General features: G+C 68.2%; 11 protein-coding genes. 1 reads left to right on the top strand and 10 read right to left on the bottom strand.

What is annotated here, in order from left to right; genetic code table 11:
• Positions 1–177 precede the first annotated feature (177 nt).
• From QTN24_RS23345 to QTN24_RS23305, 9 genes are all read right to left on the bottom strand, one after another.
• Positions 178–684 (bottom strand): hypothetical protein, encoded by a 507-nt coding sequence (locus QTN24_RS23345; protein ID WP_313840034.1) that lies wholly within the window; start codon positions 682–684, stop codon positions 178–180.
• Positions 685–769: 85 nt separating this feature from the next.
• Positions 770–1,951 (bottom strand): nitronate monooxygenase family protein, encoded by a 1,182-nt coding sequence (locus QTN24_RS23340; protein ID WP_313840033.1) that lies wholly within the window; start codon positions 1,949–1,951, stop codon positions 770–772.
• Positions 1,948–2,745 carry a carbonic anhydrase gene (locus QTN24_RS23335; protein ID WP_313840032.1) on the bottom strand — a complete coding sequence of 266 codons (798 nt, stop codon included), beginning with the start codon at positions 2,743–2,745 and terminating at the stop codon, positions 1,948–1,950. The genes QTN24_RS23340 and QTN24_RS23335 overlap by 4 nt, the downstream gene beginning before the upstream one ends.
• 9 nt (positions 2,746–2,754) lie before the next feature.
• Entirely contained in the window at positions 2,755–3,438 is a 684-nt protein-coding gene (gene narI / locus QTN24_RS23330) for a respiratory nitrate reductase subunit gamma (RefSeq protein ID WP_313840031.1), read from the bottom strand.
• An 18-nt stretch (positions 3,439–3,456) separates the two neighbouring features.
• Complete coding sequence (gene narJ / locus QTN24_RS23325) at positions 3,457–4,125, bottom strand: nitrate reductase molybdenum cofactor assembly chaperone (protein WP_313840030.1); 669 nt, start codon at positions 4,123–4,125, stop codon at positions 3,457–3,459.
• A gap of 19 nt (positions 4,126–4,144) precedes the next feature.
• The gene (narH, locus tag QTN24_RS23320; protein ID WP_313840036.1) at positions 4,145–5,698 is read right to left on the bottom strand and encodes a nitrate reductase subunit beta; all 1,554 of its coding nucleotides are present in this window, start codon (positions 5,696–5,698) and stop codon (positions 4,145–4,147) included.
• On the bottom strand, positions 5,695–9,456 hold the full coding sequence (locus tag QTN24_RS23315) for a nitrate reductase subunit alpha (protein ID WP_313840029.1): 3,762 nt from the start codon (positions 9,454–9,456) through the stop codon (positions 5,695–5,697). Before QTN24_RS23315 ends, narH begins: the two co-directional genes overlap by 4 nt.
• A 43-nt stretch (positions 9,457–9,499) precedes the next feature.
• On the bottom strand, positions 9,500–10,885 hold the full coding sequence (locus tag QTN24_RS23310) for a NarK family nitrate/nitrite MFS transporter (RefSeq protein WP_313840028.1): 1,386 nt from the start codon (positions 10,883–10,885) through the stop codon (positions 9,500–9,502).
• Positions 10,886–10,924: 39 nt separating this feature from the next.
• Positions 10,925–12,232 (bottom strand): MFS transporter, encoded by a 1,308-nt coding sequence (locus QTN24_RS23305; protein ID WP_124683998.1) that lies wholly within the window; start codon positions 12,230–12,232, stop codon positions 10,925–10,927.
• 270 nt (positions 12,233–12,502) lie between these two features.
• Here QTN24_RS23305 and QTN24_RS23300 point away from each other — a divergent pair, with 270 nt between their 5' ends.
• Entirely contained in the window at positions 12,503–13,249 is a 747-nt protein-coding gene (locus QTN24_RS23300) for a 4'-phosphopantetheinyl transferase (RefSeq protein WP_313840027.1), read from the top strand.
• Here the strand turns inward: QTN24_RS23300 and QTN24_RS23295 are convergent.
• The gene (locus tag QTN24_RS23295; RefSeq protein WP_313840026.1) at positions 13,225–16,194 is read right to left on the bottom strand and encodes a salicylate synthase; all 2,970 of its coding nucleotides are present in this window, start codon (positions 16,192–16,194) and stop codon (positions 13,225–13,227) included. The genes QTN24_RS23300 and QTN24_RS23295 overlap by 25 nt on opposite strands.
• Position 16,195: the final 1 nt, after the last annotated feature.

The raw sequence follows: 16,195 nt of genomic DNA, 5'->3' as shown, positions 1-16,195 counted from the left end.
AGCCATCATCGGGTCAACTTCGGAAGGCTTGGCAGAACTCCTGCCTTCGCTGGGTAGGAACGGCGGGCTGATTATCACTGGTTCAGCGAGGTCGGACTTGGGAAGAATCGGCAGGGTGTGGCGACATTTAAAGCTTGTCCAATTTCCCGCAGGCTTTATGCTTAAAAACGGATCGCGTCAAAATGCTTTCGTAGCGTTGTCAGGTGGACATTCCTGTAATTTCACATCCAGTTCTTCACTCAAACTAAACCACGCAACGTCCTTATTGCGAATATCGATAAGCCCGTGGCCCAACCTGGTGCTGACATAGATGGATTTATTGTCTTGTGTAAATCCGATCTCGAGGATTCCGCTGCCGAATGTTTCGCCGAATATTCTGCGCATTCGCGGCTTTCCCTTTTCGATGGAGAACACTGTCAGGCGGGTGGTCTGGGGGTGTATGCGATCCACCTGGTTTGGCAGGCCATACACCACCAAGAGGGAGTTATCGAGATTGAATAGGCCTCCATCCAGTTGGTGCTTGCTTTTTGCAGTCGCTATTTTTCGGGAATCCTCGCGGAGAATCAGAAGCTTGTTTCGATTTCCTTCTACTGATAGATCGCCGGCGCAAGAATGTACTGGGCGCTGGGCCAGCGCGGTGGAAGAGAGCACCAAAAACATGCCTGCGATAATGATCGCCTTCATGCGTTATTACCCAAGTAGGAAATAGGCACGCTTTGCGCTTCCCCAGGTATTGATCGGATGCTAATGATCAATCTCTCGTCACCCCTCAAACACCCACCACCGCCACCCCATTACCCCCTGCCACCGCCGCTGGCTTCTCGCCCGTCAGCAGGTAGTGCATCAGCTCGGCCACCGGGCGGATGGCTTCGCCGAACGGTAGCTTGCCTTTGCCGCGGAAGAACAGGCCGCGCTCGACGTCGCCGCGGACGGCCTGGGCGAGTTTCAGGTCGATGCAGAACTGGCCGATCTTTGCCACGCCGTCGCGCAGGCCGCAGGCTTGCAGGCAGTCGAAGCCTTCCAGGCAGTCGCGCGGCTTGGCGCGGCGCTGCAGGCGGGTTTCGCTGGCCAGGTAGCGGGACAGCCACGGTGTCAGCACGGCCCGGGCGGGCAGGCCGGCGACGCTGGTGAACTCGCGGATATCGTCGGGAGATGCCGTTGCCAGGACCTGCTTGAATGCGGGATGGGCGTCCGATTCCTCGGTGACGGCGAACGCGGTGCCCAGCTGCACGGCGGCGGCGCCTTCGCCCAGCCAGTGGCGCACCTTTTCGTGCGTGTTGATGCCGCCGGCCAGGATCAGCGGGATGCTGTCCCATGCCAGGCCGAGCGAATGGAACAATTCGCGGCACTCGTTCAGTACGCGGCCGAACGAGAAGCGTTCGTGGCCGAGGTCCTCGATCGTCGCCGCGCCAAGGTGGCCGCCGGCGTGTGCCGGGTGCTCGATGACGATGGCGTCGGGCAGCCGGCCTTTCTTCATCCACCGGCGCAGTACCAGTCCGATGCCGCGCGTCTCGGACAGGATCGGAATCAGCGCCACCTTGGGATGGCCGGCGGCCAGTTCGGGCAGGTCCAGCGGCAGTCCGGCGCCCATGACGATCGCGTCGGCGCCGCTCTCGCAGGCTTGCCGCACCATCTGCGCGTGGGAGCCGACAGCCTTCATCACGTTGACCGCGATCAGGCCGCGGCCGGCCGACAGCACGCGCGCCGCCTGGATCTCGCGGTCCAGCGCCACGCGGTTGGCGGCCTCGATCTTCTCCTTGTCCCGCGTGCCGCGTGTCCGGGCCATCAGGTCGGGATGATGGTGGCGCAGGTCGATGCTGGCGATCGTGCCGACGCCGTTGTGCGCGGCCACGGTGCCCGCCAGCCGATGGGCGGAGATGCCGATGCCCATGCCGCCCTGGACGAGCGGCAGCAGGCGTCGGCCGGCAAGTTTCAGCCAGAGATCTTTCATGTGTCCATTCCGGAAAGTGTTGGGTCGACGTAGGACCGTGCCGCCTTGCCGTCCGCCTCGCCGTCCGTGCAGGCGTCGTCGTGGCGCCGGGTGGGGCGCAGCCGGTTCCTGATGCCGCCCGGATGGGCGGCGGGCAGCGGGCAGACCAGCGGCAGGAAGCTGTCGGCGCGGTCCGAGTAGGCCAGCAGCGCCCCGGCGGCGATGTCGAAGTACCAGCCGTGCAGCGTCAGCGCACCGCGCTCGCGGGCATCGCGCACGAACGGGAACGATTCGAGGTTGCGTAGCGATACCAGGATCGATGCCTGCTCGCACGCGTGCTGGCGCTGGTCGGCGCTGGCGTCGGGCATGGTCTGGTCCACGAGGTGCCGGGCCGGTGCGGCAATCCGCACCCACGGGCCGATAAAGTCCTGCCGCGGCGCCGGCGTGTCGCCGTCCGCCGCGGGCCGGGCCAACAATGCGCGAATTCCGCCGCAGCCGCTATGACCCATGACAATGATCCGGGCCACGCGCAGCTGCTCCACCGCGAACTGGATGGCGGCGGACACGCCGTGCAGCCGCCCGCTCTCGGTTTCGTGGCACGGCGGCACCAGGTTGGCCACGTTGCGCACCGTGAACAGGTCGCCCGGGTCGCTGCCCAGCAGCAGTCCGGGGTCGACGCGGGAATCGCTGCAGCCGATCAGCAGGGTCTGGGGATGCTGGCCGGCCCGCAGCGCGTCGTACAGGGCCGGCGCCTCCTCGAAATAGTGCTGCTGGAAGCGCTCGAACCCTTTCAGCAGGCGCTCGATCGCGTGCATCCGGGCCCCTCAGCGGCTGCGCACAAGCTGCCAGGCCCGCCCCAGGTACGTCACCGAGGCAAAGCCGCTCCACACATGCACGAGCCGCGTGAACGGGAAGATCGCGAACAGCGAGATGCCCATGAACAGGTGCGCCTTGAAGACCAGCGGGGCATCGGCGACGTAGCTGGCGGCATCGGCGCGCAGTGTGACGATGTGCTGGGCCCAGGTCATCAGCTGCAGCATCATGTGGCCGTCCATGTGGCTGGCCGACGCGAAGATGGTCGACAGCCCCAGCAGCAGCGTCACCAGCAGCCACAGCAGCAGCACCTTGTCGCCGGTGCGGGTTACGGCGGAAACCCGCGCGTTGGTCAGCCGGCGATGCAGCAGGATCAGCAGCCCGGCCAGGCACATCGTGCCCATCACGCCGCCGGCCACCATCGCCACGCCCTGCTTGAAGCCGTGGGAGACGCCCAGCGCGTCCCACACCGCCACCGGCGTCAGCAGCCCGACCATGTGGCCGAAGAACAGGCCCAGGATGCCCACGTGGAACAGGATGTTGCCCATGCGCAGGTTGCCGCGATAGAGCACCTGCGAGCTGTCGGACTTCCAGGTGTACTGCTCGCGCTCGAAGCGCGCCAGGCTGCCGAACAGGAAGATGGCCGCCGCGATGTACGGGTAGATGCCGAACAGGAACTGGTGGACCAGGTTCATGGTGAGGGTCCTCGGATGTCAGGGGTTGATCGGGGTCGGCGTGGCGCGGTCGCGAGGGTAGAAGCGCACGGGCTCCACCTCCGGCTTGCGCGCCAGCAGCGGTTCCACGCCGTCGGCGCCGGGGCCGAAGGTTTCCAGCGCCTCGTCCATATCGCGCACCGGTGGCTCTTCCTGGGGCTGCGGCTGGGTGTCGGTCAGCGTGCGCAGCACGTGGAACACCGCCGCGTACGGGCTTTCGTTGCGCGCCAGGCGGTCGCCGATGGCGGCCAGCACGTGGATCGCGTCGCCCAGCAGCTGCTCGGCGCGTTCGTCCTTGCCGTCCATGACCAGCGCGCCCAGGTATTCCAGGAACAGCGGCACGTAGTCGGGCAGCTCGGCCGATGTCATGTCGAAGCCGTCGCGGCGGTATTCCTCCAGCAGGTCCACCATCGCCTGGCCGCGGTCGCGGCTCTCGCCGTGCACGTGCTCGAACAGGTGCAGCGAATGCGCCGGGTTGCGGTCGAAGGTGGCCACGTAGTTTTCCTGCAGGCGGATCAGCGGCTCGTGGCGCAGCACGTCCAGTAGCGGCGCCAGCATGCCGCGGGCCTGCGGCCATTCGGCCAGGGCCCAGTCGATGTCCCCCAGGCCGTCCAGCAGTGGCTGCTCGGGGTAGCTCAGCACGGCGCTCAATACGCGATGAATCGTCATGGTCGTTCTCCGGTGGGCCTCAGGTGGCCAGCGCCTTGCGGCGCGAGCGGGGCAGGTCGGCGTAGGCCACGGCGGGCTGCGGCTTCTTCTTGCCGAACAGCGTGCCGTCCGACGTGCCGCCCGAGCAGCCGTTGCCGAAGCTGAAGCCGCAACTGCCTTTCTCGTCGAAGCTGTCCTCGGTCAGTTCCTTGTGCGATGCCGGCACCACGAAGCGGTCCTCGTAGTTGGCGATGGCCATGGTCTGGTACATGTCCTCGACCTGCGCGGGCGTCAGGCCCACCTGTTCGAGCACGGCCAGGTCCTGCACGCCGTCTACCGACTGGCTGCGCTTGAACGCCCGCATCGCCAGCATCTTCTCCAGCGCGCCCAGCACCGGCATCACGTCGCCGGCGGTCAGCAGGTTGGCCAGGTACTTCACCGGGATGCGCAGGCTGGCCACGTCCGGGATCACGCCGTTCATGCCCATGAAGCCGGCCTCGGCGGCCGACTGGATCGGCGACAGCGGCGGGATGTACCAGACCATCGGCAGCGTCCGGTATTCGGGGTGCAGCGGGAAGGCAACCTTCCATTCCACGGCCATCCGGTAGACCGGCGACTTGCGCGCGGCGTCCAGCCAGTTCTGGGGGATGCCCTGGCGCAGCGCCTCGGCCTGGATGGCCGGGTCGTGCGGGTCCAGGAACACGTCGAGCTGCGACTGGTAGAGGTCGCGCTCGTCGGCCACGGCCGCGGCCTGCTCGATGCGGTCGGCGTCGTAGAGCATCACGCCCAGGTAGCGGATGCGGCCGACGCAGGTTTCCGAGCAGACGGTGGGCTGGCCGGCCTCGATGCGCGGATAGCAGAACACGCATTTCTCGGCCTTGCCGCTCTGCCAGTTGAAGTAGATCTTCTTGTACGGGCAGCCGGAGATGCACATGCGCCAGCCGCGGCACTTGTCCTGGTCCACCAGCACGATGCCGTCTTCCTCGCGCTTGTAGACCGACCCGGACGGGCACGACGCCACGCAGGTCGGGTTCAGGCAGTGCTCGCACAGCCGGGGCAGGTACATCATGAAGGTGTTCTCGAACGTCGAGTACATGTCCTTCTGGATGTTGTCGAACAGCTTGTCGCGGCTGCGCGCGTCAAACTCGCCGCCCAGGTCGTCTTCCCAGTTCGGGCCCCAGTGGATCTTGTCCATCTTCTTGCCCGTGATGGCCGACACCGGCCGCGCGGTGGGCGGCGTTTGCACCAGCGGGGCCTTCTGCAGGTGCTCGTAGTCGTAGGTGAACGGCTCGTAGTACTCGTCGATCTGCGGCAGGTTCGGGTTGGCGAACATGTTGGACAGGATCTTGCCCTTGCCGCCCTGGCGCGGGGTCAGGCTGCCGTCGGCCTGGCGCTTCCAGCCGCCGTTCCACTTGTCCTGGTTCTCCCATTCCTTCGGAAAGCCCACACCCGGCTTGGTCTCGACGTTGTTGAACCAGGCGTACTCCACGCCCTCGCGGCTGGTCCAGACGTTCTTGCAGGTCACGGAGCAGGTATGGCAGCCAATGCACTTGTCGAGGTTCAGCACCATGGCCACTTGCGCGCGGATCTTCATTGCCATGCTCCTTCAGTCTTGTCTGCCTGGGTTTGGGGGGCGGGTTCCGCCGGGCGTGGCCCTTCGAGCCAGTCCACCTTGTTCATCTTGCGGAGGATCACAAATTCGTCACGATTGCTGCCAACCGTGCCGTAGTAGTTGAAGCCGTAGGCCAGCTGGGCGTAGCCGCCGATCATGTGCGTGGGCTTGGTCACGGCCCGCGTGACCGAGTTGTGGATGCCGCCGCGCATGCCGCTGGTCTCGGCGCCGGGCACGTTCACGATCTTTTCCTGCGCGTGATACATCAGGCACATGCCCTGCGGCACGCGCTGCGACACCACCACGCGGGCGGTCAGCGTGCCGTTCACGTTGAAGACTTCCACCCAGTCGTTGTCGCGGATGCCGTTGGCCTTGGCCTCGACTTCCGAGATCCAGACGTGTGGGCCGCCGCGCGACAGCGTCAGCATGCGCAGGTTGTCCGAGTACGTGGAGTGGATGCCCCATTTCTGGTGCGGCGTGATCCAGTTCAGCACCAGCTCCGGGTTGCCGTTCGGCTTGCGGCCCAGCATCGGGCTTACCGTCTTGGTGTCGATGGCCGGCTTGTAGACGCACGCGCCCTCGCCAAAGTCGAGCATCCAGCGGTGGTCCTGGTAGAACTGCTGGCGGCCGGTCAGCGTGCGCCAGGGAATCAGCTCGTGGACGTTGGTGTAGCCGGCGTTGTAGCTGACTTCCTCGGATTCCAGCCCCGACCACGTCGGTGCCGAGATGATCTTGCGCGGCTGCGCCTGCACGTCGCGGAAGCGGATCTTGTCGTGCTCGCGGCCCGTGGCCAGGTGGGTGTGGTCGCGGCCGGTGATCCTGGACAGCGCGTCCCACGCCTTGACGGCCACGTGGCCGTTGGTCTCGGGCGCGAAGGTCAGGATCATCTCGGCGGCGTCGATGGCCGTCTCCAGCCGCGGCCGGCCCTGGCTCACGCCGGGCTCGGTCACGGTCTTGCTCAGCTGGCCAATCTCGTGCACCTCGTGTTTGGTGTCCCAGTTGATGCCCTTGCCGCCGTTGCCCAGCTTGTCCAGCAGCGGGCCGATCGACGTGAACTTGCGATAGATGTCGGCGTAGTTGCGCTCCACCACGGTCATCGACGGCGCCGTCTTGCCCGGAATCAGGTCGCACTCGCCGTGCTTCCAGTCCTTCGGCTCGAACGGCTGGCCCAGTTCGCCCGGCGTGTCGTGCAGCAGCGGGGTGCAGACCAGGTCCTCGCGGGTGCCCAGGTACGGGCCCGCCAGTTCGGTGAACTTGCTGGCGATGGCCTTGTAGATTTCCCAGTCGGTCTTGCTTTCCCACAGCGGCTGCACGGCCTCGGACAGCGGGTGGATGAACGGGTGCATGTCCGACGTGTTGAGGTCGTCCTTTTCGTACCAGGTGGCCGTCGGCAGCACGATGTCGCCGTACAGGCACGTGGTGCTCATGCGGAAGTCCAGCACGGTCAGCAGGTCCAGCTTGCCTTCGGCGGCCGGGCGGACGGTCACCTCGCTGGGCTTGATCGCGTCGTCCTCGTCGCCGAACACGGCGTTCTGCGTGCCGAGCAGGTACTTCAGGAAGTATTCGTGCCCCTTGCCCGAGCTGCCGAGGATGTTCGAGCGCCAGACAAACATGTTGCGCGGGAAGTTGGCCGGGTTGTCGGGGTCGTCGCAGGCAAACTGCAGCGCGCCGGACTTGAGCTGCTCGACGGTGTGGGCCACCGGGTCCTTGCCGGCGGCGCGGGCGTCGGCCACCACGTCCAGCGGGTTGCGGCCGAGCTGCGGGGCCGACGGCAGCCAGCCCATCCGCTCGGACTTGGCGTTCAGGTCCAGCAGCGACAGGTTGTCGTAGCGCCGGCGGTCGGCCGTGGGCGCCAGGATCTCGTCGACGCCCAGCTTTTCATGGCGCCACTGGCTCGTATGGTTGTAGAAGAACGACGTGCCGTTCATCTGGCGCGGCGGGCGCGACCAGTCGGTGCCGAACGCCAGCGGCGCCCAGCCGAACTGCGGCCGCAGCTTTTCCTGGCCGACGTAGTGCGCCCAGCCGCCGCCGCTCTTGCCCACGCAGCCGCACATCATCAGCAGGTTGATGATGCCGCGGTAGATCATGTCGTTGTGGTACCAGTGGTTCAGCGCCGCGCCCACGATCACCATGCTCTTGCCTTCGGTGCGGTCGGCGTTGTCGGCAAACTCGCGCGCCACCTGGATCACCAGCTTGCGCGGCACGGTCGTGTGCTTTTCCTGCCAGGCCGGGGTGTACGGCACGTCGTCGTCGAACGATGCGGCCACGTTGGGGCCGCCCAGCCCCTGGTCCACGCCGTAGTTGGCCATCTGCAGGTCGTAGACCGTGGCCACGCTGGCCACCGATCCGTCGGCCAGCGTCACGCGGCGCACTGGCACGCGGCGGGCCAGCAGGGCGTCGTGTTCGCCGCCGAAGTATGGGAAGCCTACCTCGGCCACCTCGTCCTCATGGCCGATCAGCGACAGCCGCGGATCGATTGCCCGCCCGCTGCCGCCGTCCTTCATCTCCAGGTTCCAGCGGCCCACCCGGGCGCCGTCGTCGTGCGCGGCCTCGCCCCAGCGGAAGCCGATCGAGCCGTTCGGGGCCACGATCTCGCCGCTGGCCTCGTCGATCAGCAGCGTCTTCCATTCGGGATGGTTGGACTGGTCCAGGCTGCCGTCCAGGTGCGACGCGCGCAGGAAGTGGTCGGGCACCAGCGTGCCGTCCTGCTCGCGCAGCAGCACCAGCATCGGCATGTCGGTGTACTGCTTGATGTATTGGCGGAAATACGACGACTTTCCGGTCGCGTGGAATTCCTTGAGCACCACGTGGCCCATCGCCATGGCCAGCGCGGCGTCGGTGCCTTGCTTCGGCGCCAGCCAGATGTCGCCGAACTTCACCATTTCGCCGAAATCCGATGACACCGCCACGGTCTTGGTGCCCTTGTAGCGCACCTCGGTATAGAAGTGGGCGTCCGGGGTGCGCGTCTGCGGCACGTTGGAGCCCCAGACCATCAGGTAGGTGCTGTTGTACCAGTCGGCCGATTCCGGCACGTCGGTCTGCTCGCCCCAGATCTGCGGGCTGGCTGGCGGCAGGTCGCAGTACCAGTCGTAGAACGACAGGCACGCGCCGCCGATCAGGCTCAGGTAGCGCGCGCCGGCGGCGTACGACACCATCGACATGGCCGGAATTGGCGAAAATCCGATCACGCGGTCCGGCCCGAAGCGCTTGACCGTGAACGCGTTGGCCGCCGCGATCATCTCGGTGGCGGTGTTCCAGTCGGCGCGCACAAAGCCGCCCTGGCCGCGCACGCTCTTGTAGTAGCGGGCCTTCTCGGGGTCCTGGCTGATCGATTCCCAGGCGGCGATCGGGTCCATGGTCTTGCGGGCCTCGCGCCACATCTCCATCAGACGGCCGCGGATCAGCGGGTACTTCACGCGCTGGGCCGAGTAGACATACCAGCTGTACGACGCCCCGCGCGGGCAGCCGCGCGGCTCATGGTTGGGCAGGTCGGGCCGGGTGCGCGGGTAGTCGGTCTGCTGCGTCTCCCAGGTAATCAGCCCGTTCTTGACGTAGACCTTCCACGAGCACGATCCGGTGCAGTTCACGCCGTGCGTGGAGCGCACGACCTTGTCGTGCTGCCAGCGGCTGCGGTAGCCGTTTTCCCAGGTGCGGTCCTCGCTGACCACCGCACCATGCCCGTCCGCGTACGTGGACTTCACGCGCGACAGGAACTTCAATCGATCCAGAAAATGAGACATTTCTTATGTTCTCCGCTTGGGCTTTTGTGAGGGGCCGCCAGTGTCAGCAGGGCATGGGGGCGTTGCGGCGTGCGTAGTACCACCAGGTCACCAGCACGCAGCTCAGGTAGAAGGCGATGAAGCAGTAGAGCGCCGCGTCGGCCGAGCCGGTCATCTCCAGCGAGGTACCGAAGCTCTTGGGGATGAAGAAGCCGCCGTAGGCACCGATCGCGCCCGAGAAGCCGAGCACGGCCGCCGATTCCTTGCTGGCGTCCTGCAGCGCCTGCTTCTGCGCGGCGTCGCCCTTGCCGGCGGCGGCGCGCTGGCGCTCGGTCAGGAAGATCACGGGGATCATCCGGAACGTCGAGCCATTGCCGATGCCCGTCAGCGCGAACAGGACGATGAACGCCGCCAGGAACGCCTGGAAGCTGCCGCCCTGGCCGTCCTGGGGCAGGGCCGCCAGCACGGCGCAGACCGCGCCGATCATGCCGATGAACGTCCACAGCGTGACGCGGGCGCCGCCCAGCTTGTCCGAGATCCAGCCGCCCACCGGCCGCGTCAGCGCGCCCACCAGCGGCCCCAGGAACGCGTAGGCCGTGGGGTTGATGCCCGGGAACTGCGACTTGGTCAGCAGCGCCAGCCCGGCCGAGAAGCCGATGAACGAGCCGAACGTGCCGATATAGAGCCAGCACATCAGCCAGTTGTGCTTGCGCTGGAAGATCACGGCCTGCTCGGCGAACGACGCGCGGGCATCGGCGATGTCATTCATGCCGAACCACGCCGCCAGCGCCGACACCACGATGAACGGCACCCAGATGAAGCCCGCGTTCTGCAGCCACAGGTTCTGCGCCGCGCCGTTGGCCTGGTAGGTCTGCGGCTCGCCGCCCAGCGCGCCGAACACGGCCACCGACACCACCAGCGGCGTGACGAACTGCACCACCCACACGCCCAGGTTGCCGATGCCGGCGTTCAGGCCCGTCGCCAGCCCTTTCTTGGCCTTCGGGAAGAAGAAGCTGATGTTGGCCATCGACGAGCTGAAGTTGGCGCCGCCCAGCCCGCACAGCAGCGCCAGCACCAGCAGCGTCGGGTAGCTGGTGGACGGGTCGCGCAGCGCCACGCCCATGCCCAGCGCCGGAATCAGCAGCAGCGCCGTGGAGATGGCCGTGAAGCGCCGGCCGCCGAACACCGGCACCAGAAACGAGTAGAAGATGCGCAGCGTGGCGCCGGACAGCGCGGGCAGGGCGGTCAGCCAGAACAGCTGGTTCTTGGTGAACTGGAAGCCGGCGCGGTCCAGGTTCACGGCCACCACGCTCCAGAGCATCCAGATCACGAACGCCAGCATCAGCGCGGGAATCGAGATCCAGAGGTTGCGGTAGGCAATGCGCTCGCCTTGCGCGCGCCAGAACGCCGCGTTCTCGGGCTCCCAGCGGGTCAGTACGGTACTGGTCATGATGTGTCGGGGGGTGAGGGGGTTGCCGGCCAGGCCGGGTCAGGCCGTCCGCGCCGCGTCGGGCAGCGGGGCGGATTCGGGCCGGGATTGCCCGCGCTGTTGCTCGGCGCGGTGGCTGTAGTGCATCCAGACCAGGCTCACGCAGACCGTGCCGTACATCAGCATGAAGCAGCTGCTGCGGATGCCGGTCAGGTCGGCCAGCGCGCCGAACATGATCGGAAGGACAAAGCCGCCCAGGCCGCCGGCCAGGCCCACCACGCCTGAGACGGCGCCGATGTTGTGCGTGAAATCGTTGGAGATGAACTTGAAGACCGACGCCTTGCCGATGGCGAACGCGATGCCCACCACGAACATCAGCACGGTGAACAGCGTCGGCGTCAGCGCGATGTGAAAGCTCTGCGGGCCGGTCACGGTGTGGATCACGAAGTCGGTCTTGGGGTAGCTCAGCAGGAAGAACGCCACCCAGCTGATCCACATCACCCACCACGTGGTGCGATGGGCGCCGTAGCGGTCCGAGATCCAGCCGCCGATGGCCCGCAGCACGCCGCCGGGCAGCGAGAAGCACGCCGCCAGGAACGCCGCCGTCTTGATGTCGAAGCCGTACTCGCCGATGTAGTACTTGGTCATCCACAGCGCCAGCGCCACGTAGCCGCCGAACACCACTGAGTAGTACTGCGAGTAGCGCCAGACGCGCGGGTCGCGCATCACGGCCAGCTGGGCGCGGAAGCTGGTGGCCGACGTCACGCGGTGCGACGGGTCGCTGCGCGAGAACAGCCAGAACAGGACGGCCGTGACCAGCATCGCCACCGAATACACCTTGGGCACGATCTCCCAGGTGCCGGCGGCCAGGATCAGCACCGGCGCCACGAACTTGGTCAGCGCCGCGCCCGAGTTGCCGGCACCGAAGATGCCCATCGCCAGGCCCTGGCGGCTGCGCGGGAACCAGCGCGCCACGTACGGCGTGCCCACCGAGAACGATCCGCCGGCCAGCCCCACGAACAGGCCCAGCACCAGCAGTTGCCAGAACGTGTGGACATAGGAAATCAGCCAGATCGGGATGACCGTGAGCAGCATCAGCACGAAGAACACCACGCGGCCGCCGTAGCGGTCGGTCCAGATGCCCAGCGGCACGCGGATCAGGGACCCGCTCAGCACCGGCGTGGCGGCCAGCAGGCCGAACTCGGTGTCGTTCAGGCCCAGTTCGTTCTTGAGCGGGATGCCGAGCACGGCGAACATCATCCAGACCGCAAAGCAGATGGTGAACGCGAATGTGCTGGACCAGAGCGTGGTCCACGCGCCGGCAGGCACCGGCGCGGGCGCGGAGCGGGACAGCTGGGAAGTAGTCATGACCGCCTTCGATGTCGTAGGGAAAACGATGGGACCAAGGGTAGGCGCGCTGTGGCGTACTGACCATTCGCCGGCCGACGGGCGGCGGCTGCCCCGCCTAGGTGGATCGGCATAGTTCGATCGGCGTAGTCCGGGGGGTAGCCGGGCCGATGGCCGGGCAGGCTGGCGGGGCGGCGCACCCGGCGTGGCAAGGGCTGCCGGGCGGCGGGCAACCGTGCCAGAATCGCGGGGTCCGGGCCTGAGCCGCCCGCCGCTTTCCATGAAATTTCAATGAACGACGATGCGTCCTGGCCGCGACTGGCCGCCGCGCTGGGCCTGCCGCCGACGGTGGCGCTCGATGGCATGCGCTGGACCGGCGACGACCTGCCGGGCGTTGCCATGGAATCGGCCGGGCCGCTGCCGGCCGCGCTGGCAGCCGCGTCGGCCCGCCGGCGCAGCCAGTACCTGGCCGGCCGCCACTGCGCGCGCCGCGCCTTGCGGCAGGCCGGCGCCGCCGATCAGCCGGTGGGGCGGGGCGACGACGGCCTGCCCGTCGTGCCGCCCGGCTGGCATCTGAGCATCAGCCATGCGGAAGGGGTGGCGCTGGCGCTGGCGGCCCACACGCGCGACGTCGCCATGCTTGGCGTCGACATCGAACGCTGGCTGACCGATGCCACCGCCGCCGAGGTGGGGCCGATGGTGGCGTCATCCGCCGACGTGGCGACGCTGCGCGCGGCCACCGGGCTGGACCCCGCGCAGGCGGTCACGCTGCTGTTCTCGGCCAAGGAATCGCTCTACAAGGCGCTGTATCCCACCGCGCGCCAGTTTGTCGACTTCGATGGCGCGTGCCTGGCCTCGGCCGCCCCCGGCACGCTGACGCTGCGCCTGACGCGCGACTGGCACCCGGCGTGGCCGGCCGGTGCTTGCACCGCCGTCGGCTGGGCCGGTCAGGCGGACGGCGTGGTCACTGCGGTCTGGCAGCGTGCGCCTTTGCCCCCGCATGGCGCGGTGGCTTACGGCGCGGCCGACCGCAGATAACGGGCCACGCAGGCAAGCTTCTCGCAGGTTTCCTCCCATTCCCGGTTCGGCGTGGAATCGCGCACGATGCCGGCGCCGGCCTGCATCCAGCAGGCGTCGTCCTGCCGGAACACCGAGCGCAGCACCAGTGCGGCGTCCAGCCGGCCATCGGCATCGGCGGTCAGCACGCAGCCGCTGTACAGCCCACGCGGCGCCGGTTCATGGCGCATGATGCTGGCCACGGCGGCGCGCTTGGGAATCCCCGAAGCCGTGACCGCCGGAAACAGCGCCGCGAACGCGGCCCACGGCGACTTGCCGGCGGCAAGCTGTCCGTGCAGCCGCGACGCCAGATGCTGCACGCTGCCGCGCGCGCGCACGACCATGAATTCGTCGATGTGCAGCGCGGTCTCGTCGCATGCCGTGCGCAGTTCGTCCAGTGCCAGCGCCACCGACACCGCATGCTCGGCAATCTCCTTCGGATCGGTCAGCAACGCCTGGCGCAGCCGCGCATCGGTCACCGGCTCGCCGGTCAGCGCGCGCGTGCCGGCCAGCGGCTGCGTGCTGACGCGGCCGTCGGGATCAACCTCCACCACCGTTTCCGGACTGAATCCATAGGCCTCGCACGCCGGGTCGCGCCACAGGAAGGACCGCGCGGGCGTGTTGGCCAGCCGGCCCGCCAGGTAGCTGAGCGGAAAGTCGGTGGCGGCCGGCACGGGCACCCGCCGTGACAGGATGACCTTCTCATACCGCCCGGCGCGGATTTCCGCCAGTACGCTGGCCACGGCGGCGCGGTAGGTGTTGCCGTCGCCGGCGTCGGCGGGCACCAGCAGCGGCGCGCCCTCCGGCATCGGGCCGGCAGCGACGATTCGGTCCAGGTCCAGCAGCCACGCCTGCAGCCGTGGCAGGTCGGCCGGATCGAGGCAGCGCAGCTGCGCACGTCCCTGCAGCAGGCGGATTTCGCGCGCGGGCACGAACAGCCACGCCAGCGGCCGGCGAGCGGCCTGCGGCATGCCTTGCAGCACGCGAGCGAGCGCGAAATCCACCCGGCCGTACGCCCGCCAGTCCGCCAGCGGCAGGGCCCCCAGCGCGGCGGCGATGCCCGCGCAGGTGTCCGGGCCCGGTACGGGGCGTCCATCGTGGCCCGTCACGGCGCCATCGCCGGCAACCGTCACCGTCATCGCCGCGCCCATCCCGATGCTCCATTCGCCGTTGCGCTCGTAGATGGCCAGCGTGTCGTCCGGGGCGTCGCGCGCCATGCGTGCGGCCAGGTGCAGGGGGGCGGCGTGCAGGGGCAACTCGCAGGTGTGATAGCGCAGCGGTTCGCGGTCGTCGCCATCGTTGCCATCGGTGCAGTCGGCGTCCAGCACCGACTGCACCAGCCGGCGCTTGTCGATCTTGCCCGCCGCCGTGAGCGGCCAATGGTCGGTCCAGAGCACCTGGTCGGGCAGTTGATGGGCTGGCAGACCCGCCGCCAGCAGCGTGGCGCGTAGCGCCTTGGCGTCCGGGCAGGCGCTGCCCGGGGCGCCCGGTTCGCCCTGGAGCCAGGCCGTGATGCGCTCGCCCAGCACCGCGTCCGGCACGGCCGCCACGGCCGCATCGCGCACGCCGGGGCAGGCGCATAGCGCGGCTTCCACCACGGCCGCCGAAACCTTCTTGCCAGCGCGCTGGATCTGCTCCTTGACGCGGCCCGTCACGACCACGTTGCCGTCGGCGCGCCTGCGGACCAGGTCGCCGGTGCGGAAGAAGCCGTCCGGCGTGAAGGCCCGCGCGCTGTCGGCCGAAGCGCGGTAGTACGCGCGGATCGTATAGGGGCCGCGCACCAGCAGTTCGCCCGGCGCACCGTCGGGCACGGGCTGGCCCTCGGCATCGACGATGCGCAGTTCGTCATCGGACGATAGCGGCCGGCCCTGGCAGGCGAACACGATCTCGTCGGCGTCGTCGGGACGCGTGTAGCACAGCAGGCCCTCGGCCATCCCGTACACCTGCTGCAGCGGACAGCCCAGCCGGTCCGGCAGCGTGCGCGCCAGCGCGGGATCAAGCCGGGCGCCGCCCACCTGCAGCCGCCGCAGCGACGACAGGTCGCTGTCCTCCCAGTCCCGCGCCTCGGCCCAGAGCCGCGCCAGCGGCGGCACCAGTGCCAGGTCCGTTACCCGCTCGCGGGCGATCAGCGGCATGGCCTCGTCGCAGCCGGCCTGCTGGGTCATGACCACGGTGCCGCCCACGGCGAACGTGCCGAGCACGCCGGGACAACCGAGCACGAAGTTGTGGGCGGCCGGCAGCACGGCCAGGTACACCGTGCTCTCGTCGAATCCGCACAGCCGCGTCGAGGCGTCGAAGTTGTAGACGTAATCGCCATGCGTGCGCGGAATCAGCTTCGGCGCACCCGTGGTGCCGCCAGACAGCAGCAGCAACGCGATATCGCCGGGCTGTGCCGCTGGCGGGGGCAGCGTGTCGGCATCGGCCGGTGGCAGCGCCAGCGCATCGAGCGTCGGCACCCCGCCCGCGTCGGTGGCCGGCCCGATCCCGTCGGCCACGATGCGGCACGGCCCAGGGTGGCGGGCCGCGATGGCCTGTGCCTGGATGACGCCCGCTGGCCCGTGTGCCAGCCATCCCACCGGGCAGGCGGCGCGGAAGACCGCATCGAGGTCGCCGCTGCGCTGCCCGGGGAGCGTCATCACCGGCAATGCGCCAATACGGATCAGCGCCAGCAGGCCGGTCACGAACCCGGCCGTGTTGGGTAGCTGCACGATCACGTGGTCGCCGCGCCGCCATCCCAGGCGACGGAACCCGGCGGCAAGCGCCTGTACGCGCTGTTGCAGCTCGATGTAGGTCAGGCGCGTGGCGCCGGCCACCAGTGCCGTGCGCGCGCCATGGCGAGTGGCCCAGGCGTCCGGCAGCACGTCCATGCGTCCGGCAAGGTGCGAATCGCCCGGCGGGGCGAAGGGAACATCCGAAGGTTTTGTCATG

It is taken from the genome of Cupriavidus sp. SZY C1, from assembly GCF_032190535.1.
Taxonomy (GTDB): Bacteria; Pseudomonadota; Gammaproteobacteria; order Burkholderiales; family Burkholderiaceae; genus Cupriavidus; species Cupriavidus pauculus_C.
This window is presented reverse-complemented; position numbering and strand designations above follow the sequence as displayed.